15 protein-coding genes, 1 tRNA gene and 1 other RNA gene are annotated in these 22,543 nt (G+C 53.4%); 11 read left to right on the top strand and 6 right to left on the bottom strand.

Features of this window, described 5'->3' with window-relative positions:
* Position 1: 1 nt before the first annotated feature.
* Positions 2 to 1,849, bottom strand: coding sequence for an allophanate hydrolase (gene atzF / locus ACZRKO_RS18600; protein WP_463738722.1), 1,848 nt, complete (start codon positions 1,847 to 1,849; stop codon positions 2 to 4).
* Between the two features lie 242 nt (positions 1,850 to 2,091).
* Between atzF and ACZRKO_RS18595 the strand changes: the two genes are divergently transcribed.
* From ACZRKO_RS18595 to dppF, 10 genes are all read left to right on the top strand, one after another.
* Positions 2,092 to 2,556 (top strand): MarR family winged helix-turn-helix transcriptional regulator, encoded by a 465-nt coding sequence (locus ACZRKO_RS18595; RefSeq protein ID WP_463738721.1) that lies wholly within the window; start codon positions 2,092 to 2,094, stop codon positions 2,554 to 2,556.
* 163 nt (positions 2,557 to 2,719) lie between these two features.
* The gene (locus ACZRKO_RS18590; protein WP_463738720.1) at positions 2,720 to 3,142 is read left to right on the top strand and encodes an organic hydroperoxide resistance protein; all 423 of its coding nucleotides are present in this window, start codon (positions 2,720 to 2,722) and stop codon (positions 3,140 to 3,142) included.
* A gap of 246 nt (positions 3,143 to 3,388) precedes the next feature.
* On the top strand, positions 3,389 to 5,074 hold the full coding sequence (gene eptB, locus ACZRKO_RS18585; protein ID WP_463738719.1) for a kdo(2)-lipid A phosphoethanolamine 7''-transferase: 1,686 nt from the start codon (positions 3,389 to 3,391) through the stop codon (positions 5,072 to 5,074).
* Positions 5,075 to 5,175: 101 nt separating this feature from the next.
* Positions 5,176 to 5,252 (top strand) — tRNA-Pro (locus ACZRKO_RS18580).
* Between the two features lie 35 nt (positions 5,253 to 5,287).
* A non-coding RNA gene (locus tag ACZRKO_RS18575) (RtT sRNA) lies at positions 5,288 to 5,416 on the top strand.
* Positions 5,417 to 6,103: 687 nt separating this feature from the next.
* A complete protein-coding gene (gene dppA, locus ACZRKO_RS18570) occupies positions 6,104 to 7,711 on the top strand; it encodes a dipeptide ABC transporter periplasmic-binding protein DppA (RefSeq protein ID WP_463738718.1) in 1,608 nt (535 codons plus the stop codon).
* 207 nt (positions 7,712 to 7,918) lie between these two features.
* The gene (dppB, locus tag ACZRKO_RS18565) at positions 7,919 to 8,938 is read left to right on the top strand and encodes a dipeptide ABC transporter permease DppB (RefSeq protein ID WP_463738717.1); all 1,020 of its coding nucleotides are present in this window, start codon (positions 7,919 to 7,921) and stop codon (positions 8,936 to 8,938) included.
* A gap of 10 nt (positions 8,939 to 8,948) precedes the next feature.
* Positions 8,949 to 9,863, top strand: a complete 915-nt coding sequence (gene dppC / locus ACZRKO_RS18560; protein ID WP_463738716.1) for a dipeptide ABC transporter permease DppC — start codon at positions 8,949 to 8,951, stop codon at positions 9,861 to 9,863.
* A 10-nt stretch (positions 9,864 to 9,873) separates the two neighbouring features.
* The gene (gene dppD / locus ACZRKO_RS18555) at positions 9,874 to 10,899 is read left to right on the top strand and encodes a dipeptide ABC transporter ATP-binding protein (protein ID WP_463738715.1); all 1,026 of its coding nucleotides are present in this window, start codon (positions 9,874 to 9,876) and stop codon (positions 10,897 to 10,899) included.
* Positions 10,889 to 11,920 carry a dipeptide ABC transporter ATP-binding subunit DppF gene (dppF, locus tag ACZRKO_RS18550; RefSeq protein WP_463738714.1) on the top strand — a complete coding sequence of 344 codons (1,032 nt, stop codon included), beginning with the start codon at positions 10,889 to 10,891 and terminating at the stop codon, positions 11,918 to 11,920. Before dppD ends, dppF begins: the two co-directional genes overlap by 11 nt.
* Positions 11,921 to 11,985: 65 nt before the next feature.
* On the opposite strand, the gene ACZRKO_RS18545 is transcribed toward dppF, so the two are convergent.
* Entirely contained in the window at positions 11,986 to 13,128 is a 1,143-nt protein-coding gene (locus tag ACZRKO_RS18545) for a glycosyltransferase family 9 protein (protein ID WP_463738713.1), read from the bottom strand.
* Positions 13,129 to 13,271: 143 nt separating this feature from the next.
* Positions 13,272 to 15,164, bottom strand: coding sequence for a bifunctional metallophosphatase/5'-nucleotidase (locus ACZRKO_RS18540; RefSeq protein WP_463738712.1), 1,893 nt, complete (start codon positions 15,162 to 15,164; stop codon positions 13,272 to 13,274).
* A 415-nt stretch (positions 15,165 to 15,579) separates the two neighbouring features.
* On the opposite strand from ACZRKO_RS18540, the gene ACZRKO_RS18535 reads away from it, so the two are divergent.
* Positions 15,580 to 16,971 (top strand): carbohydrate porin, encoded by a 1,392-nt coding sequence (locus tag ACZRKO_RS18535; protein ID WP_463738711.1) that lies wholly within the window; start codon positions 15,580 to 15,582, stop codon positions 16,969 to 16,971.
* Positions 16,972 to 17,179: 208 nt separating this feature from the next.
* Here ACZRKO_RS18535 and ACZRKO_RS18530 read toward each other — a convergent pair whose 3' ends face one another.
* Genes ACZRKO_RS18530 through ACZRKO_RS18520 form a run of 3 tightly spaced genes read right to left on the bottom strand, consistent with a single transcriptional unit; the run spans position 17,180 to position 22,532 of the window.
* Positions 17,180 to 18,193: a glycosyl hydrolase family 8 gene (locus tag ACZRKO_RS18530; protein WP_463738710.1), complete on the bottom strand. Its 1,014-nt coding sequence runs from the start codon at positions 18,191 to 18,193 to the stop codon at positions 17,180 to 17,182.
* A gap of 9 nt (positions 18,194 to 18,202) precedes the next feature.
* Positions 18,203 to 18,682 carry a cellulose biosynthesis protein BcsD gene (gene bcsD, locus ACZRKO_RS18525; protein WP_463738709.1) on the bottom strand — a complete coding sequence of 160 codons (480 nt, stop codon included), beginning with the start codon at positions 18,680 to 18,682 and terminating at the stop codon, positions 18,203 to 18,205.
* 16 nt (positions 18,683 to 18,698) lie between these two features.
* Complete coding sequence (locus ACZRKO_RS18520; RefSeq protein ID WP_463738708.1) at positions 18,699 to 22,532, bottom strand: cellulose biosynthesis protein BcsC; 3,834 nt, start codon at positions 22,530 to 22,532, stop codon at positions 18,699 to 18,701.
* Positions 22,533 to 22,543 lie beyond the last annotated feature (11 nt).

Here is a 22,543-nt window from a genome sequence, read left to right as displayed (position 1 = left end):
CTCAGGCGTTTTTCAGAGCGGCGAGGTGAGAGACATAATTTCTCCAGCCGCCAAAATGGGTGACATCGGTGGCGTCATTTATCGCCCAGGGTTCGCAAATAAAGCCTTTCACCGTGCGGCCGTCCGCCAGTTGCAGCGAGCCAATACCGAGTGGCGCCGGGATCTCCGCGACGAATTCGCCAAAGCGCGCCAGCGGGATATCCCAAAGTTCAACGGTGATCGCGCTGCCGCCCTCGGTTCTGACCAGTCCCGGTTTTGGCGGCGTGGTATTGGCGAGGGCGTAGAGTTTGTAGCTGGGGGCGGTGGTGGTTTGCTCGACGCGCACGGCTTTGCGTTGGGTGAGCTGGAAATTGAGCGGCATTCCTGTCAGGTGCGCGCCGACAACGGCGACCCGGACGTGATCGGGGCTGGCCGCTACGTTGCTCATCAATGCACTGGTGCTCAGTTCACGACCGGTGGCACCGAGCGGCAAGCCGAGGCTGCGCTGCCACTGACGGCCAAAGGCGGCAAGAGCGTCGTCGTGCCAGGCCGGAGCAATCAGCGTGATGCCGGACGGCAGGCCATCGGCGCGGATGCTGGACGGCAGCGCCAGCGCTGCAAGATCAGCCAGATTAGTGAAGTTGGTGTAAGTGCCAAATTGCGAGTTGAAGAGCACCGGCTCCTGCGTCATCTCCTCCAGCGTGCGGATAGTCGGCGAGGTGGGCACGATCAGCGCATCGAAACCTTCCAGTGCCAGATTGATTTTGCGGGCCAGCTCGGCGCGCAAGTATTCGGCGCGCCACGCATCGCACGCGCTGTAATTCAGACCGTTGGCGACAATGCCACGTACTGTCGGGTCCATCGCCTGTGGCATCTCATCGAAAATCTTACCGACGGCCACGGTGCGCTCAGCCACCCATGCGCCGTAATAGAGCTGTTCCGCCAGTTCGCGGAACGGCGTGAAATCAATCGGCACCAGCGTGACGCCGTTGCCGGTCAGGCGCTCCAGCGCTTGTTCGAATTCATATTCAGCCAGTGCATCGCCAAAAAACTCCAGACTGTCGGGCACGGCAAAACGCGGATGAACGGACATCGCCGCAGGCGCAGTGTGCGGGTTTGAACGCGAGTAGGCATCAGCGGCATCGTAACCGCCTGCGGCGTGCGCGACGGTCTGGGCGTCGCTTACCGTCAGGGCGAAAACCGACACCGTGTCATTGAGGCGACAGGCTGGCACCACGCCGTTATTCGACAGCCAGCCTTTAGTCGGTTTCAGGCCAACGATGTTGTTGAATCCGGCGGGTACGCGGCCTGACCCTGCGGTGTCCGTGCCGAGCGAGAAAGCCACCAGCCCGCGCGCCAGCACCGAGGCCGAACCTGAACTGGAACCGCCGCTGACGTACTCCGGGTTAAACGTGTTGCGCACGGCCCCGTGCGGAGAGCGGGTGCCGACCAGACCGGTGGCGAATTGATCCAGATTGGTCTTGCCAATCACAATCGCCCCTTTGGCGCGCAGATTGGCGACGACAGTGGCATCGGCCGCCGCCGTGTAGGTGAATTCCGGGCAGGCCGCGCTGGTGGGCCAGCCACCGACATCAATATTGTCTTTTACCGCGAAAGGCACACCAAACAGCGGGAGTGAGACCAGCGAGCCATCGGCATCACGGCGCAACTGCTCAAGGTGAGCAAGTTGTTTCTCCAGCTGGGCCTGTGTGGGCAGGTATAACCAGGCGTTGTCGCGGGAACTCAGGCTGCCAAGCACCATAGACAGCGAGCTACGCAAACTGTCAGGCGCCGTTTGGTAATGCTGCCGCCAGTCGAGCAGGGTGAAGGCATGAAACGGGGTGGTCGCAGAGCGTAAGCTGTCGTTCATCGGTTGAATTCCATCTGGTACACAAGATTGAATTCATCAAAGCAAAGGCTGTGCCATATTTCTTCTTGTTGAATAACAAGGTTTTTTAGTGAGGCTGTGACTGTATTGCACAAATAGTGCACCAGCGTTGCTGTGCAACTGAGCGAAAATGGCGCGGATTTTTATGGGACGGAGGACTAAATTTGAATTATTTCCAGTGATAATGCTTGCGATAATATAGCGCGCTATCTATATTGGAATTCATGAACACAAAAACTGACCCTGCAACCTCAGCGAATGCCCTTTTGCATCTGGACCAACAGATGTGTTTCGCACTTTATTCGGCGAATCTGGCACTCCACAAAGTGTACCGCAAGCTGCTGGGTCAGCTCGATCTGACCTATCCGCAATATCTGGTGATGCTGGTGTTATGGCAGCGCGATGATGTCACCGTTTCTGATATTGGCGAGAAGCTTTTTCTCGACTCTGCCACATTGACGCCGCTATTAAAGCGTCTGGAGGTGGCGGGTTTGTTACTGCGCCAGCGCGCCAAAACCGATGAGCGCCAGGTGATCATTACCCTGAGCGAAGCCGGCAGGGCGTTACAGGAAAAGGCCAAAAGTATTCCTGAAGCCATTCTTTGCGCCACCGAGTGTGACGTCGATGAAATGGTTGCGCTCAAGCGGCAGCTGGAGTTGCTGCGGGCTAATCTGAAAGATAAGTCCTGATTTACCCGAACCTGTTTTACCCGAAATAGTGCAAAATGCAGCAAACAGACAAATCCGAGGTATCACTTTATGTTTGTCTGCTAGTATTAAATATATAGCACGCGATTAAATCGCATAAAATGTACTTCAATCAGAAACTAAGCTGACCTTAAAGGAACGAATTATGTCTATTGAAAAAGTTATCTATCGCGCTCATGCCTCTGCAACCGGTGGCCGTGACGGCCGTGCTGCTTCTGATGACGGCGTTCTTGACGTCAAACTCGGCGTACCTAAAGAGATGGGCGGCATGGGCGGCGGCACCAACCCGGAGCAGCTCTTTGCAGCGGGCTACTCCGCTTGTTTCCTTGGCGCACTGAAGGCGGTAGCGGCCAAAGAAAAGATCAAAATCCCTGCTGACGCAAAAATTGAAGGCGCGGTGGGCATTGGTGAGATCCCTGGCGGTTACGGTATCGAAGTACAACTCGACATCACTTTGCCAGGTATGGAGCGCAGCGAAGCTGAAGCGCTGGTCGCCAAAGCGCATAAAGTTTGCCCGTATTCCAACGCAACGCGCGGCAACATTGACGTGACACTCAACGTCAAATAATGACCTCAGACTAAATATGGGGTTTATGTCCTGTTTTATTCTGTCCAGGGAGGCTGCGGCCTCCTTTTTCTTTGCGTGAAATTGTCATCTTCTTTTGAGTGCGCTTGCCGTCGCGCCTGCGCCAGACGGATTACTCCTGAAAACCCTGCCAAATCCAGTTTCTCACCAATATCTGTGAACCAGTCGCTTATAAACATGTCACAATGATTCAGAATCTTTCTAAAACCGTCTGGAAAATCACATTACATGAATAGAGTGAAGACTCTATCGCAGCAAAATCTCTCATTCTTGTTAGCGATCTATATCGGCATTTTTCTCAATGTCTCCGTTTTTTTCCGCCGCTTCGCACCCCTCACTCAGAGCGTCAATTTCATTGAATTGTCCCAGGCAGTGACCGAAGTGGTCGCCATCGTGTTGTTTACTTTCTTCCTGCTGCGCCTGCTTTCTCTGGGCGGTAAGCTCTTTTTCCGCATCATCGCCAGCCTACTGCTGCTGATCTCCGTGGCAGCCAGTTACTACATGGTGATGTTCAATGTGGTGATTGGTTACGGCATTATCGTGTCAGTCATGACCACGGATATTGATCTCAGCAAAGAGGTGGTTGGCTGGAATTTCTTCATGTGGATGATCGCGGTCAGTGCCATACCGCTGATACTGATCTGGAAAAATGACCTGCGGCTAACCCTGATTGAACAGATCAAAACGCCGGGCCAGAGGTTGTTGCCCTTAGGTATTTTAGTCGTCGTTGTTGCACTGGTTTGGTTGCCGCTGCGTATGCTGGATAAGCAGCAGAGCCGTAATGAAAAACTGACGAACATTGATTTACCCAGCTACGGCGGGGTGGTTGCACACTCCTATTTACCGTCTAACTGGCTGGCAGCACTCGGCCTGTTTGCTTACACCAAGGTGGATGAAAGCCAGGATGCGGGCAATTTTTTTGACCCGGCCAAAGCGTTTACTTACGTAGCGCCAGCGGGTGTCGATGATACCTACGTGGTCTTTATCATCGGGGAAACCACTCGCTGGGACCACATGGGCCTGCTGGGCTATGAGCGCGATACCACGCCACGCTTGTCGAAAGAGAAGAATCTGGTCGCCTTTCGCGGTAAGTCCTGTGACACCTCGACCAAGCTCTCTCTACGCTGCATGTTCGTGCGGGAAGGCGGCACAGAGAATAATCAGCAGCGCACCCTGAAAGAGCAGAACATTTTTGCCGTACTGAAATCGCTGGGTTTCAGTTCAGAACTGTTCGCGATGCAAAGTGAAGTGTGGTTCTACAATAATACCAATCCGGATGATTACTCATTTCGGGAAATCATCGCCTCTGAAAAGCGCAACGACGGTAAGCCAGTGGATGACATGCTGCTGGTTAACGAGTTACAGGAGTCGTTGAGAACCCATCCGCAGGGTAAACATCTGGTCGTGCTGCACACCAAAGGTTCGCATTATCTTTATTCCCAACGTTATCCTCGCAGTTTTGCCCGTTACACCCCGGAGTGTATGGGCGTTGACCGTGCTTGTACCAAGGCTCAGTTGATTAACGCGTTCGATAACAGCGTGCTGTATACCGACAGCTTTATCGCCAATGTGCTGGATCAGTTGCGTGATAAAAAAGCGGTGGTGTTTTATGCCGCCGATCATGGCGAGTCTATCGACGAGAATTCGCATTTGCACGGCACACCACGCGAAATGGCGCCGCCGGAGCAATTCCGCGTGCCGATGCTGGTGTGGGCCTCAGACAGCTTCCTGGCGCAACCCGATCATGCGCAGGCGTTTGAACGTTTGAAAGCCCAGCAGCGGGTCGGCGGTGAAAAGCGCCACGAGGAGCTGTTTGACTCGATTCTTGGCTGCCTCGGCTATACCTCACCGGATGGTGGCATCAACCCGGCCAATAACTGGTGCGCAAAAACGCCGGCTGACAAGGCTATTTGAGTCGGCAAAGGGTGATTTTGCTGGAAATCTAGGCAGTCAGCGCTTGCGTGACAAAAAGGCGTTGACGCTCTGAATCAGCAGCAGTAACATGCGCTCCGATTCGGCGAGTAGCGCAGCTTGGTAGCGCAACTGGTTTGGGACCAGTGGGTCGGAGGTTCGAATCCTCTCTCGCCGACCACATTCGAAAAGCCTGCTTTTTAAAGCAGGTTTTTTTTCGCCCAAAGTTTATGAGGATGAGAACCTCCGAAGGAGGTTTGAGCCGAGCGCAGCGAGACCACGTTGCTTTAGCAACGGCCCGCAGGGCAAGCATCGAAGATGCGCGTAATCCTCTCTCGCCGACCACATTCGAAAAGCCTGCTTTTTAAAGCAGGTTTTTTTTTGCCCAAAAATGCTGCCTCTTATACTTCAAACTTTCGTTTTATGATCCCACGCACCTCTCTGCACCACGCCGGAGCAATGGCCCTGTTTTGGCGCCCTGGCGCACTGTTTTAAGGCTGTGCTTCTTTGCATTGACTTGCCCGAATCTGGCGGCTGACCAGCATTTTCCGCTGCTTTCTACCCTGATCTTACAAATAACCGTTCATATAATCATCATTTGGCAATTAATTTTTGTGGATTTAAAACGGGGTAAATCGCTAAGAAAAGTCTCATGAGAAGCCGATTCTGTTGACTTTGTCTTCATGGACTGAACATTCGTCCTGTAAATGTTAAAGAAAGGTTTTTTTATGTTTGTTTGCTGTTACTCACAGTCTTTGTAAATGCCTATTGGTTATATTGACGTCATCCTTCAGAGTTGCCAAATTGAGAGCCCGAAGTCTGACCAGAAGATTTTTCCGGTAACTACCTGTAACGCTATGTTTACAAGGTTTGCCCGAAAAAAGCGCTCCCTAGGCGTTCCTCCCTTTTCTGAGAAAACTTTCCGCAGCGAATTGGGCAACACAGTCACCCGTAAATAAAAAATAAAGGGTGGCGTGAGCTGCAAACACAACACACACATCCACATCACCATTAATAAATGGAGCAAAAGCGATGACAATCTCCTTGGGAAAAGCAGGGATACTGAAATTCGGTATTGGCCTGATTGCGCTGACCGTGGCAGCCAGCGTGCAGGCAAAAACGTTAGTGTATTGTTCTGAAGGTTCGCCTGAAGGTTTTAACCCGCAGTTGTTCACCTCTGGTACTACTTACGACGCCAGCTCCGTGCCTATCTATAACCGTCTGGTCGAATTCAAAATCGGCACCACAGAACTGCAGCCGGGTCTGGCTGAAAAGTGGGATATCTCTGCTGACGGCAAAACCTATACCTTCCATCTGCGTAAAGGCGTGAAATGGCAGGACAATAAAGACTTTAAACCGACCCGTGATTTCAACGCAGACGACGTGGTTTACTCGTTTGAGCGTCAGTTAGACAAAAACAACCCGTACCACGGTGTTTCTGGCGGCAGCTACGAATACTTCGAAGGTATGGGCATGGGCGATCTGATCAACAAGATCGTTAAAGTGGATGACAACACCGTTCAGTTCGTTCTGAACCGTCCGGAGGCCCCGTTCCTGGCTGACCTCGGTATGGACTTCGCGTCAATCCTGTCTGCGGAATACGCTGACAACATGTTGAAAGCGAAAACCCCTGAGAAAGTTGACCTGAACCCAATCGGTACCGGTCCGTTCCAGCTGCTGCAATACCAGAAAGATTCCCGCATTCTGTACAAAGCGTTCCCAGGTTACTGGGGTACCAAGCCGCAGATCGACCGTTTGGTCTTCTCCATCACGCCTGACGCGTCTATCCGTTATGCGAAATTGCAGAAAAACGAATGCCAGGTAATGCCGTACCCGAATCCGGCTGATATCGCGGCAATGAAGAAAGATAAGACGATCAACTTGATGCAACAGCCAGGTCTGAACGTCGGCTATCTCTCCTTCAACGTTGAGAAAAAACCACTGGATGAAGTGAAAGTGCGTCAGGCACTGACCATGGCTGTGAACAAACAGGCCATCATCGATGCGGTTTATCAGGGTGCTGGCCAGTCGGCTAAAAACCTGATCCCACCAACCATGTGGGGCTACAACAAAGACGTGGTGGATTACCCGTATGATCCCGCCAAAGCCAAAGAGTTGCTGAAAGAAGCCGGCCACGCCGATGGTTTCACTATCGACCTGTGGGCAATGCCAGTTCAGCGTCCGTACAACCCGAACGCACGTCGTATGGCTGAGATGATCCAGTCTGACTGGGCGAAAATTGGCGTTAAAGCCAACATCGTGACCTACGAGTGGGGCGAGTACCTGAAACGTGCCAAAGCCGGTGAACATCAGTCTGTGATGATGGGCTGGACCGGGGACAATGGGGATCCGGATAACTTCTTCGCGACCCTGTTTAGCTGTGCGGCTGCGAAAGATGGCTCTAACTATTCACGCTGGTGCTACAAGCCGTTTGAAGATCTGATTCAGCCAGCCCGTGCAGAATCCGATCACGCCAAACGTGTTGCGCTGTACCAACAGGCTCAGGTTGTGATGCATGACCAGGCGCCTGCGCTGATCATCGCTCACTCCACCGTATACGAGCCAGTGCGTAAAGAAGTTAAAGGCTATGTGGTAGACCCGTTAGGCAAACACCACTTCGAAAACGTAAGCATGGAGTGACAGCTTACTGAATGACCCGGAAACCGCGTTGTGCGGTGCTCGCAATCTTCGCCTACCTAATGGTATGTCTCGATTGCTGTGCTCCTGCGCCTCGTTCGCGGGCCATTCACTACAGCGTTAGGTTCATACGTTTAGAAAGCAATGTGAGTTAACAATAAGCCCGGCGAGCTACGGTTTTCCGGGCATTTTATACAGAGAGTACGGGATATGTTTCAGTTCATACTCCGACGTTTGGGGTTAGTTATCCCAACGTTTATCGGCATAACTTTGCTGACTTTTGCCTTCGTGCACATGATCCCAGGTGACCCGGTGACCATCATGGCCGGAGAACGCGGTATTTCTGCCGAGCGCCACGCTCAGTTGATGGCAGAGATGGGGCTCGATAAGCCTCTTTATCAACAATACTTCCACTATGTGAACGGCGTGCTGCACGGTGATTTAGGCGTGTCGTTAAAGAGCCGTATTCCGGTCTGGCAGGAGTTTGTGCCGCGCTTTAAAGCGACGCTGGAATTAGGTATCTGCGCCATGCTTTTCGCGGTGATCGTCGGTATTCCTGTGGGGGTGCTGGCTGCGGTTAAACGCGGATCCATCTTCGACCACACGGCGGTCGGTATCTCACTCACCGGTTATTCGATGCCCATCTTCTGGTGGGGGATCATGCTGGTGATGCTGGTCTCGGTACAGCTCAATCTCACGCCCGTATCGGGGCGAATAAGCGATACGGTATTCCTCGATGACAGCCAACCGTTGACCGGCTTTATGCTGATCGATTCGCTGATTTGGGGCGAACCGGGTGACTTTAAAGATGCCGTGATGCACATGATTTTACCGGCTCTGGTGCTCGGGACTATTCCTCTGGCCGTTATCGTGCGTATGACCCGCTCTTCCATGCTGGAAGTGCTGGGCGAAGATTACATTCGTACCGCGCGCGCCAAAGGCGTCAGTCGTATGCGGGTGATTGTTGTCCACGCCTTGCGTAACGCGCTGCTGCCGGTGGTGACCATCATTGGTTTGCAGGTGGGTACGCTGCTCGGCGGCGCCATCCTGACAGAAACCATCTTCTCCTGGCCGGGACTTGGCCGCTGGCTGATTGATGCATTGCAACGCCGCGACTATCCGGTCGTACAGGGCGGGGTATTGCTGGTCGCCATTCTGATTATCGTGGTTAACCTGCTGGTAGACGTGCTCTACGGCGTGGTCAATCCGCGTATTCGTCATAGAAAATAAGGGGCGCACTATGTCTCAGGTTACAGAGCCCGTCGCGAATGAAATCGTGACGGCTGCGCCAACGCCGATGCCGCCACTGCGCGAATTCTGGCACTACTTTAAGCGCAACAAAGGGGCCGTTACCGGTCTGGTTTACATCATTATCATGCTGGTCATTGCGATTGGCGCTAATGTTCTCGCCCCGCATGCTCCCGCTGAACAGTTCCGTGACGCGCTGCTGCGCCCGCCGGTCTGGATGCAGGGCGGCAGCTGGAAATTCCTGTTAGGTACCGATGACGTCGGCCGCGATATTCTCAGCCGCCTGATGTACGGCGCACGTCTGTCGCTGCTGGTCGGTTGTCTGGTGGTAGTGCTCTCCCTGATCCTCGGCGTGGTCTTCGGTCTGTTTGCCGGTTACTACGGCGGCGTAATTGATGCCGCGATCATGCGTATCGTTGACATCATGCTGGCATTGCCAAGCCTGCTCTTGGCGCTGGTGCTGGTGGCCATTTTCGGCCCGTCCATCGTCAATGCCTCACTGGCACTGACCTTCGTCGCCCTGCCACACTATGTGCGTTTAACGCGTGCGGCGGTGCTGGTGGAAGTCAACCGAGACTACGTCACCGCTTCGCGCGTGGCCGGAGCCGGTGCGACCCGTCAGATGTTCGTCAACATTCTGCCTAACTGCTTAGCACCGCTGATCGTTCAGGCATCGCTCGGTTTCTCCAACGCCATTCTGGATATGGCGGCTCTCGGCTTCCTCGGCATGGGCGCACAGCCGCCAACGCCTGAGTGGGGCACTATGCTGTCCGACGTATTGCAGTTTGCCCAAAGCGCATGGTGGGTCGTGACCTTCCCTGGCGTGGTGATCCTGCTGACGGTACTGGCATTTAACCTGATGGGTGACGGTCTGCGCGACGCCCTTGACCCTAAACTCAAGCAGTAAGGGACGAGAGATGGAAACCACATTAATTAAAGATGTACCGGTCGGCAAAACGCTGCTGACCGTGGATAAACTCTCCGTTCACTTTGGTGACGAAGGCACGCCGTTCCGCGCCGTTGACCGTATCAGCTACAGCGTAAAACAGGGCGAAGTGGTCGGGATTGTTGGCGAGTCCGGCTCCGGTAAATCGGTCAGTTCACTGGCGCTGATGGGGCTTATCGACTTCCCCGGCAAAGTGATGGCTGAGACGCTGGAGTTCGGCGGACGCGACCTGCAAAAGATGAGCGAAAAAGAGCGCCGCCAGATTGTCGGTGCTGAAGTCGCGATGATTTTCCAGGACCCGATGACCAGCCTTAACCCGTGCTACACCGTCGGGTTCCAGATTATGGAAGCCATTAAGGTGCATCAGGGCGGCAATAAAAAGACCCGTCGTCAGCGCACTATCGATTTACTCAATCTGGTCGGTATTCCTGACCCGGCTTCGCGTCTTGACGTCTATCCGCACCAGCTTTCCGGCGGGATGAGCCAGCGCGTGATGATCGCCATGGCGATCGCCTGCCGGCCAAAACTGCTGATCGCCGACGAACCTACGACGGCGCTCGACGTGACCATTCAGGCGCAAATCATCGAACTGCTGCTGGAGTTGCAGCAGAAAGAGAACATGGCGCTGATGCTGATCACGCACGATTTGGCGCTGGTCGCCGAAGCGGCGCAGCATATCATCGTGATGTACGCCGGTCAGGTGGTGGAGTCGGCTAAAGCCACGGAGATTTTCCGTGCGCCGCGCCATCCTTACACTCAGGCGCTGCTGCGATCCTTGCCGGAATTTGCCGCTGACAAGGCCCGTTTACAGTCATTGCCGGGCGTCGTGCCGGGCAAATATGACCGTCCGAACGGTTGCCTGCTGAACCCGCGTTGCCCGTATGCAACAGATCTCTGCCGTAAAGAAGAACCGGCGCTGCGTGACCTTGCGAACGGGCGTCAGTCGAAGTGCCATTATCCGCTGGATGATGCCGGGAGACCTACCTATGAGTCATGAAAACCCCACCCAGTCAGCGCCTCTGTTGCAGGCGATTGACCTGAAAAAACACTACCCGGTAAAGAAAGGGCTGTTTGCCCCTGAGCGCACGGTAAAAGCCCTCGACGGCGTTTCATTTGACCTCGAACGCGGTAAAACGCTGGCCGTGGTTGGTGAATCCGGCTGTGGTAAATCGACCCTTGGCCGTCTGCTGACCATGATTGAGATCCCAACCGGCGGTGAGCTCTATTACCGCGGGCAGGATCTGCTCAAGCCTGATGCCACCGCTGAAAAGCTGCGCCGTCAGAAAATCCAAATCGTGTTCCAGAACCCTTACGGATCGCTTAATCCGCGTAAGAAAGTCGGGCAGATCCTTGAAGAGCCTCTGCTGATTAACACCAAGCTGACCAGCAAAGAGCGCCGCGAAAAAGCGCTGGAAATGATGGCGAAAGTCGGTCTGAAAACCGAGCACTACGACCGCTATCCGCACATGTTCTCCGGCGGTCAGCGTCAGCGTATCGCTATCGCCCGTGGTCTGATGCTTGACCCGGACGTAGTGATTGCCGACGAACCGGTTTCCGCGCTCGATGTTTCGGTGCGCGCGCAGGTGCTGAACCTGATGATGGATTTGCAGCAGGATCTGGGGCTTTCTTACGTATTCATCTCCCATGACCTGTCAGTGGTTGAACACATTGCCGATGAAGTGATGGTGATGTACCTCGGCCGCTGTGTGGAGAAGGGGCCGAAAGATGCCATCTTCAACAATCCGCGCCATCCGTACACGCAGGCATTGTTATCGGCTACGCCGCGTCTGAACCCGGATGAGCGCCGTGAGCGCATCAAGTTGACCGGTGAGCTGCCAAGCCCGCTTAACCCGCCAGCCGGTTGCGCGTTCAATGCCCGCTGCCGCCGCGCCTTCACCACCTGTACCCAGTTCCAGCCGCAGCTGAAACAATATGGTGACCAGCTGGTTGCCTGTTTTGCGGTAGATCAGGATGAGATGGGCAAGACCCAGCCACTGGTTGAGGCGGGGCAGGCGTAAGTTTTTTCTTACTTCGCGACAACTGCACCCGAAAAGTTGGATAGCAACTGATTAAGGTGCAGTTTTTAAGCGACAGACAACGTATCTTCCTGCGTTAAATTGGCTACGGCTTGAGGTTGTTCTGATGATTTAAGTAACTCACTCGGAATAATGTCTTTAATTTTATCAATAATTTCCTTTGAACTAAACTCACAGATATTGGGCGTGTTGACGCGAATGACCGTTGCATTATCATAATCAGGAAGCCACATATTATAGGCAAGGAATCCGGTTTCCTCTATTCTTCCATTATTATAAAGAGCGATCATTTTTTTATTGAAAGTTCGGGATAAATGAACAATGGATGTGTCTGGTGTGATGATTAAATCTGCATTTTTCACCATCGCTGCGGCAAAAATGATCGTACTTTCAGGAAAGATAATACATCCATCAGTTTGAAATTCAGCTATTTTTTCATACTTGCCGATGAGGATTATACCAATGTTCTGGTAGTTTTTTCTGATGAATAATATAATTTCTTCAACTTGCCTTTTGGACAGGTTCTTATCCAGAGAGCTGGTCAGTGGGTTTAATGCGATTAAATAGTTGAATCTCTTTGATGACAATTTGTCACAAATGATCTTTTCATCCGCCTCACTAATACCCAGCGAATATTCATAGTTGGCAGAGTCAATCTCAAGCAGGTCCAATACTTTCTTATAGCGTGCCGTAATATGAATGTCTTTATCCATGAATTCAATAGAGTCGGAATACATTGGATATCTTGATTTATTAAATCCAATGGTGATGTTAGCATTAATCTTATATATCAGATTTATTCTTCTGAAGGTTAAGATATCATTCAAATCGATGACAATATCGAAACCCTCTCGCTTCAGCCTGCGTGGCGACCTATCCCGATCGTATAGAAAAACCTTGTGCACGAAATCTGTGTGAGAGAACAAATTTTCACATGATTTACCGCCAAGAAAGTTAACCTGGTATCCCGCATCGTGTAATTTTTTGGCTAACCCTGTCAATATTACAGCATCCCCAATTTCATCTCCGGTTCTGAGAATGAGGACCTTTAGCTGCGGCTTGTCTTTAAGGTCAATTTTTTTTGAAACACGCTTTCTTATTAATGACCGTAATTTCAAAATATTAATCCGAATATTACTTATGTCTTGTTTAAGCTTTCGGTGCTTTTTCCTATAATCAAAACCCTTCATCTTTTTTCCCTGAAGATGCTAAATACAAAAATGGTAAAGTTATAAGGGAATTATCCTGTGGTGTTGAACAAAAAGCAAGCCGCCCGTTTATAAGCGAGCGGCCTTAGTTGTTACGCGGGATTATTGCTTCTTACGCTATTCTATCAGTTAATCGCTTCAATGATCACCAACTGATCACTCAGCTGCTTTTTCACTACCGGATCGCTGGCGTTCTGTATTTGTTGCTGCAGCGCGGCCACCTGCTGCTTCTTGCCCTGAACCTCGCTAAACAACAGCGGCTTGACGTTGATGGAGGCTACGTTGGTGTAGCGGCCATCCTCTGTCGTCGGGACACTGATTTTGCCGTCATTGAGCAGCTGATCCACGATTTTTCGTTCACGTTCATAGCCTTCCATGCCGGTCAGCTTCCAACGATGTTCTGCCTTGCCCTGATACTGGCCTTTCTTCACGTCGGTCAGATAGCGGATGGTCAGATTACGGATGGTTCCGGCTTCTTCGCCATATTCCACTTTGGTATCTGACAGCATCGGGAACTGCATTCCCTCCAGTGCGCCGCCTTTTTGGGTCAGATGGCCCATGCGGTAGGCGTTCATTCCTAAACGAATTGGCGTGCTGTCGGTAACCGGCGAGCCGTCGTTCATTTTCAGATCGGTTATGCGCTGTCCGGCCGGTTTACGCAGGTCGATGGTGTAAGTGACGCCGTCGAAGAAGTCGTTGGTTGAATATTTGGACGCGCGGCGCTGCGGGTTAAAGCTGTAGGTTACGTCACCGTCGTGCTGCTGATTAAAGTAGCCTGCCGACCACTCCATGTATTTTTTCAGCTCTTTGCCGGTGAGCTGATACACGGTGATTTCGCCGCCTGCATACTGATAATTGAAGGCGATATCTTTGGCGGTGATGGTGCCCACATTCAGTTTTGGCCGGTCATTGTCGATCTGCAATGCGATGACCTGTGCTTTTGGCGCGTAATGGCGGACCGCTTCCTGATAAAGCGCGCTGATGCCGGTATCCTGGATATGCACCTGAGGAATGCCTTTTACGGCATCCGGCGGCACCAAATCCTGCCCGGTCAGCTGGGCAATCGGCCGGTTGGCGTTGGCCCGCAGGATTTTATGGAAGGGCTGGTAGATCTCTTCCATCTTCTTATCGGACGTGATGCCCTTAATCGGGTAGGTGTAGCTGTCTTTGTTGATCAGCACGTATTTGCCGTTTTGCTGTTCAAACTGCAAATCGATGCGCGACAGTGCCCGGCCATATTTATCGGGTTCAGTGACAATAACGCCGTTAATGATCTCTTTATCCACTTTCACATGCATGTGACCCGCGACAATGGCCGCCAGTTCAGGGTTCGCGCGGGCGATATCACCCACGCCAGTGCCAGGGCGCTGGTTTTCGTTATCGATACCCATGTGAGCAACCAACACAATCGCGTCCACTTTACCGTGAAGCTCGGCAATCACCTTTTTCACCGCATTGACCGGGTCGGTAAAGTTCAGGCCTGTAATGTGGTCGGTACCTTTGGCAAACTCAGCTGTCATCGGGGTATCCATGCCGATGATGCCAATCTTCACGCCCTCACGCTCAATGATTTTATAGGCAGGCAGATAGGGTTTGCCGCTGTCCCACAGAATATTCCCGGCCAGCGCCGTCCCTTTGAACTGGCTGAGCGGGGTGGCCAATGCCTTGAGACCGAAGTCGAATTCGTGATTGCCCATCACCCAGACATCGTAGTTCAGAGCGTTCAAGCCGAGGATCATCGGGCTGGTTTTATCGTTCTTGAAGGTCTCAACGAAGTTGCCCTGAATGGTGTCACCGGCGTCAACCAGGATCACATTCGGCTGTTGCGTCCGGACTTTATGCACCTGTGTAGCAATTTGGCTCAGGCTGCCCGCCAGATTTTCAGTGTCGGTAGAATAATCCCAAGGTACGAAGGTGCCATGGAGATCAGAGGTGCCCAGAATAGTGATATTGACCGGCTCGGCGGCCATGACAGAGGTACTTGCGCAAAGCAGCATGGAGAGAATCGTCTTTTTCATCTTTTCTTCTTTTTATAGGTCGCTGTATTAGAAAGAAATTATGCGAGGCCAATCTCATATTGGCTAGAAACTTTGCAAAGGCGACATTGGAAATGCGACATGGCGCACCCTATGGCTGAGATGTTTATTAGCATGTCACCCTTCGCAGCCTATTCTTCCGCAGAATAATTTCGTGTTCATTTATCTGTATTTTATATATTTAAAGTCAAAAATATAAATAATAAAAATTAGTAATAATAGCAATTAATTAAGAGGCCGATCGGCGTCACGTTTATAGTTAAAGTCTTTTGACAGGTATTATTCCCTCGCCATACATTTTCTTTGATTTATTTCTGGTGACAAAAAACTCTATAAAATTACGTTATTTATTATTTCTGTTACGTTATTTCTTTAAATAGGCAATGAAAGGGACATCATGAAAAAATTAACCGTTATCGCTTTAATGGTGGGTGCTGCAGTATCAGGTAACAGCTATGCAGCGACGTCAGCCCCCACCAGCCTGGAAGCCCGCCTGGCACAGCTTGAACAGCGCTTACAACAGGCCGAGGCCCGTGCGGACAATGCGGAAAAACAGATTCAGCAGCTAAAACATGACGACCAGACGCTGAAACAAACGCAGGAATTGCAGGTCGCTGCTGTCGATATTAAACAGAAAGAACCGGCTAATAAGAAAAGTCTCACACTTAACGGTTTCGATAATTTAAAACTTTATGGTGACGTGGAGTTTAATATGGATGGGGCGAGCCGCAGCGGGCAATTAACGTCGGCAAAAACCAGTGATAATAAAAGCTGGAAGCCCGGAAATAACGAACGCTGGGATATTAATGGTCGTCTGCTGATTGGCGTGGATGGTTACCGCCGTAACGATAATGGCCAGTTTTCTGGTTTTACGGTGCAACCCCTGGCTGACCTGCATGGCAGCATGAATGTCGATGACGCCGCCTTCTTCTTCGGGGAGGAAAATAACTGGCAGGCCAAAGTAGGGCGTTTTGAAGCCTATGATATGTTCCCGCTCAATCAGGACACCTTTGTCGAGTATTCCGGCAATACCGCCAACGATCTCTATGCAGACGGTTATGGCTACATCTACATGATGAAAGAGGGCCGCGGGCGCAGCAACAGTGGTGGTAACTTCAATCTCAGCAAAAATATCGGCAACTGGTACTTCGAACTAAACACGTTGGTGGAAGATGGCACCTCGCTGTTTGCCGATAAAAACTATCACGGCAACGATCTGACCAACGACAAAAACGTGGTCTATTTGCGTCCGATTGTGGCGTGGAAAGGGGAGGCATTCTCCGCGGCTGTCGCTATGGAAAGTAACGTGGTCAACAACGCCTACGGGTATGAAAATGCGCAGGGCGACACCGTTGATCAATCAAAACGCAATGGCTATGGCATGACCATGACGTGGGACGGACAGAAAGCCGATCCTGAGGATGGCGTGGTCGCGAACTTCAGCACCGCCTATCTTGACGCGCAGGACGAGAAAGATTTCTCCATCGGCGCCAACGTGCTGTGGCACCGTCTGGAACTCGGGTATATCTATGCGCACAACAAGATTGATGAGTTCAATAACAGCAACTTTATGCGCAATGATAATGGGGACTATGCCTTCGACGGCGCAGGCAAATACAGTATCCATACCATCCACTCCTCCTACCTGATCCCGAACATTATGGACATGCAGAACTTCAATCTCTATCTGGGAGCCTACGCGTCAATGCTTGATACGGCAGAGGGAGAGAAGAATAACGGCGATGACACACGATATGGCGTACGTGCGCGCTTCAAATACTACTTCTAATTTGCCCTTCATCCTTCAAGTGAGCTCGGCGTTGGCTGCCTTCATTCACCCCGGTCACTTACCTGAGTAAGCTCTCGGGGATTCATTCAGTTGCCGCCTAGATCTAACTCGAATGAGTTTGGGCAAATCAGTGTGCGTCTGGAAAATAAAAAACGGCATCCTCATCAGATGCCGTTTTGCCGTTTATTGAGTGGGAACTGCGTGAATCCTATTTCCCCTGACTGGCCCACCAGGTCAGCAGTTGCAGGCATGAGGAGTAGTAATCATCTTTCGGGGCGAGATTCGCGCTGAGGGCGCTGCGGTTTTCCATGGTGAAATCACGGATGGCCAGCAGGCCCGGCGACATGTTGTACGGCGCTTTCGTGCCGGTCATGACATCGACCCAGGCCGGGGTCGAATCGCGCGGTGTTTTCTGCCACAGCTGAATAAACGGGGCGAGATTCGGGCTGCCGGGGTGCGCCCAGCCGAGATAGAGCGGAATGCGCACCGCGTCAAAACTAAAGCGCGTCGGCCATCGGCTGGAGGGTTTCATGCTGCCATCGGCACTCATATCAACCCAGTCAGTCGGCAGGCGTAAATCGCCAAACGCCATTTTACCGAGCAGCGCAGTGCCACTCTCATCCAGATCTTTCCACACTTTCAGATGGCTGTGCTGATAAAACGCTTTCCACGCCGGGAAGAGGAAATAGGATGGATTCAGCGTCACCGAACTGGTCTGGTTAAAACCGGAGATACCGGGCAGCATCACTTTATAACCGGCGTAATCGATCACCGTATGTTTAATCAGCGCGGCCTGCAGTTTGTCAGAAGCTTGTGTATAGCGCGGGTTATTCCACTGATCGCCCGCCAGCAGCAGTGCCCATGCCATCAGCGTATCGCCATCGGAGGCGTTATTTTTATCCGCCACTTTTGGGGTGCTGTTTGGGTCATAGCGCCAGGAATAGAGCCCGATATCTTTGCGGTAGAGGGTGGTGTTGGCCCACTGCCACAGCTTATCGAACGTCTTTTGATCGTTGTTGAACACCGCCAGCAACATACTGAAACCTTGCCCTTCGGTGTGGCTGACGTTTTTATTCGCGGTGTCCACAATCCGCCCGTCCGGCATCAGAAAACGGCTTTTATAGTCTGACCAGCCGGTGTCCTGAGCCATCACTGCCGTAGAGAAAAGCGAGAATGCGAGGCAAAACCACAGCACCAGACTGCGGGCCCGAAATGACCACATAAAAATTCCTTACAATCCATTTTGATAACGAAAGACCAGAGCGCCTTCGCGGGTGCTTTCCTGCCAGCGCAGCGGCACAAAAGATTGCCCACCCTGCGCCAGCAGCCATTCGGCATAGGCCCCTTCGAGCAGGGCGATAAGCGCGATGGTCCACAGTTCTTGATCCTGCCCCTGCGGCGCAGCAGGCCAGGCAATATGCACCAGTGTCAGCTGTTGCTGCGTAGCTTCAATTTTGACCACACCCCAGTCGAAATGGCTCAGCAGCTGGTTAAGATTATCCTCCAGCTCGCCCAGAGTCGCCGAAGCGGGCAGCGGGTGCTGACGTGCCAGATTGCCGCCCATCAGGGTCAAAAAGCGGCGGCCATCTTCGTCATCGGCAGAAGATAGAATACCGGAAAACAGCACCTGAACCAGACTTTGCCAGCCGGTAGTTTGATGACGGTGGCGATAATATTGCTGCTCAACCTGCGCATAATCTTGTTCTTGCATGGTTTATTCCACCGGATCAGTTGTCGCCCATCAGATAACGGAAGTAGACCTGAGCCTTACTTTCATTGTAGTCGCCGAACGTGTCATAACCCACTTGTCCGCCGATCTGCATATTCTTATTAAGATGATAATTGCCGCCCACGCCCGCATTCCAGCCGATACCACTTTTGGAGCCGCCGGTATAATAGGCTTCTTGCGCGGTGTTGTTCGCCACTTTGTTCTCCAGCGCGGCCTGTAAATCAGGGTCTTCAGGGAAGTAAGGGCTTTCATCCTGAGTATAGGATTGATAGCCGACGGAGCCGCTCAGCTTGAGATCCCAGTCGTCATATTTCTGGGTATATTCCACCGGGAACGACACGCTGACATAGTTTTGCGGGCTGAAGTAACCGCCCTGACCGTAGCTGAAGTAGCTGAGGTTTTTGTCAAAATTCATGTAACCGACGTTAATCCCGGTTTTCAGCTCGCGGTCGTCATAACGATATGGGCGAATGTACATTCCGACGTTGGCATTAACCGCGCTGTTTGAGGTCACATGGGTGCCCAGATAGCTGTAGTAGCCACCGCCCGCATAGAAACCGGCATCGCCGTTATCATACGAAAGATTAACGCTGCCGCCGTTTTTGGTGACTTGCCCCCACTTGCTGCCGGTATAGCTGTCCTGCACACCGACATAAGAGAGCAAGCTGTCCGTCACGGCGCGGCGTTCAGCCGTTACCGTCAGTGTGGTGAAATCACCCAGTTTCGGCGCCCACTGCGCCCCTCCGAGCAGCGAGGTTAAATCTTGCCCGAGTGGCGTGGAACCGACATCGACTTTATAATTGTCGCCACTCAGTGCGGCGTTCACTTCCACCCCTGACTGACTTTGCGAACCGGAAGACTGCTCGGCGATGTATTGCGAGGCCGACGGTGGCGTAGTGGAGGTGTTAGCCAACGCCTGTGCTGTTGGGCTGAGCACGCCATGCAGCGCGCCGGTACCAAAGCGATTATTGGCACTGCCGCTGCTGGTGCCGGAGTCGAGCGTGATCGGCGTGACGCCGAGCGTAACGCGGGAAGTATCAAAGGGCACGAAGGAGAAGGTCATCGGCGCTTTGGCTTCGGTCAGCTGGCTCAGGCCGCTTTCGCCGTCGCGCCCGCGTACGGACAAATCGCCCTGCACCCAGGTGGAGGTTTTATCCTGCAGCGTCTCGAGCATATCGTTGATCTGCTTTTCGGTCGCATTGCGCTGAACCACGGCGGTCGGCGTGGCGCCCGGAAGCGGAGCCGTGCTGACAGATGAAACCTCATCCGACTTCTGCCACGGCATCACCGTGCCATACACAGACTGCGTGGTGCTGCGGGTACCCTGCGTGGAACGGTTGATAAATGGATTGTCGGTCAGTTGTAAACCGGCGATTTGCGACGAGCCGCCGTCCGCGCCCTCCAGCCCGATCACCTTGCCTTTGGCCGAACGTAACAGCGCCAGCGCCTGCTGGTGGTCGCCTTCGGCTTCCGCGACGCGGGCGGCCAGTAACAGGCGGTCCGGCGTGCGTGGCCCGGTCAGGCCGTTCATCAGCTCATGCGCCCGTTGGGTATTTCCTTCGGCTAGCGCCACGTTAATCGCACCGATGCGGGCATCCTGCGTTGGGGTGTCGTTACTCATCAGGTAGTTATAAACCTGACCTGCCTGTTTGTTCATTTTGCCTGACTGATAGAGGCGGGCCATCGCCAGCATCAGATCGCGGTTTTGCGGATCGGCCTGCAACGCGACGACCAGCTTGTCATAAGCGGCTGCGTACTGGCCCTGTTCACGCAGCTGATCGGCCTGATTGATCACAAAGCCGTTGCGCATATCGGCCATTTCGGTCGGCGTGGTGGTCGACTGAATCTGCGGATTTTGCAGGAAGGCCTGCGCTTCATTGCTCAGCCCGGCCTGATTGAGCACCGTCACCTGATCGGCATAGTCACCGGCATTGCCGTGGACACCTTTTTGCATATTTTGGCGAACCAGCTGCACGGCCAAGGGAATCTGTCCGGTGGCGGCGAGGTTCTTCGCCAGCGCGCCGACGTCAGCCGGTGCAGAAGGCGGATCCTGCGCCAGTGCCCGCAGCGTATTGGCGGCAGCGGCGCTGTTGCCCTGCTGCTGATAGGCTTCGGCGGTCGCCATTTGCTGGTTGAAGTTGGCACGTTGGGCCAGTTCACGCATGGCTGCGGTCTGGTTACTGCGCGGAATGCGTGACAGCAAGGCGCTGGCGGTGGACCAGTTTTTGGTCTCCGCGGCAAACAGTGCGGCAGCGTAAAGATCGGTGGCACCGGCTCCCGGACGGCCTGAAGAGGCCATCAGCGACTGTGCCTGAGCGGTTTGCCCCTGCTGTTGCAGAATGCGCGCCATATCCAGCTTCACCCAGACGTTGCCCGGCTGGCGCTGTTGCGCCTGCTGTAAAATCGTCAGAGCGCGCTGCGGGTCATTGTTGGCGACGGCCTGCGCGGCCTGACGGCGCATCGGTTCGATGACATCCGCCACGGCAGGCGGTTGTAGTTTATTGCGCAGCGCCATTGGCAGCGTTTGCAGAACCTGATTAGCCTCCGGCTTATTCTGCTGGCGCAGCACGTAATAGAGCCCGGCGCGCGCTTCCGGGTTGTCGCCCAGTGCGCTGTATTGTTGCTCGGCAGCCGCCAGATCGCCTTTACGGCGTAAAATGTCGGCGCGTAGCAATCCGGCGGAGACGCCTTTTTCGCCTTCGGCCTGTGTCAGCGGAGTGACGGCAGCGAGTGCGTTGTCATAACTGCCGGATTCTGCATCGGCTTTGGCTTTCGCCAACTGGGCATAGAACGCGGAATCTTGCGCCTGCGCGGCCAACTGGGCGCTATTGGCGCCACCCTGCTGCGCGGCGCGGTTGAGATAATCGGCGGCGGCGGCAAAATCGCCGCTGCGCTGGGCAATATAGCCCAACCCGGCCAGTGCATCAGGATCGTTTGGATTGCCCGCCAGCACGGTCTGGAACTGGGTTTTTGCGTCAGTCACATCGCCGCTGTTGAGCGCAGTAAAGCCCTGCCCCTTGGCTGCGCCACCGATATTTTTCTGGAAATAGGCCATCACGCCGGTGTCATTGGGATGACGCGCCTGATAGCCCTGATACAGTTCACGATCGCTCTCTTTCGGCGCCATCCACAACAGCGCCTGACGCAGCGAGCGGTCCGCTTCCGGGCTGCTGGCGGCCAGGCTGTTGAGCAGATTAATACCGTCGCGGCGGGTCGATTCCTGATACGTCAGCACTTTACCCAGCGCCACTTTTGCCGAGGTGTCGTCCGGGCGCTGCGCCACGCGCTGCTGCAAACCTTCAATCGCCTGTGGTTGCAGGGATTTATCCCCGGCCATCGTCAGGTAATATTCGGTCGCCAGACTGTCGAGCGGCTGGTTGCCGTTGAAAATTGTACGGTAGGTGGACAGCGCGCCGCTGATATTGCCCTGCGCTGCCATCTGCCGGGCCGACGCCAGCTGAGTGGGGGGAATAGATTGCAAAGCTTTGGCGCTGCTGAGCGAAGCCAGACGCGGGTCCTGCGGCGAGACAGCGCTCAGCTTTTCGCGCCACTTATTGGCGGCGGTTTTATCCCCGCTCTGCAACGAGTAGAGCGACATCAGGTAGAGTGCCTGAGTGTTGTTCGGGTCAACCAGCAACACTTTTTGCAGCGCATCTTTTGCCAGATCGTCATGAGCACGGTCGTGCCAGTAAGCCGCTTGGTCAAACAGTGCTTTCAGCGCCGGATTTGCCGCGTCAGCCGCGTACCCCAGCGTGCTGAAACTTCCCATTCCGGCGATCCCTACCAGATAAATGGCCCTGACCACGGCCAGTGACAGTTTATGTTTTTTCATTTTCAGCTCCG

The organism is Ewingella sp. C233, assembly GCF_055407225.1.
This window is presented reverse-complemented; position numbering and strand designations above follow the sequence as displayed.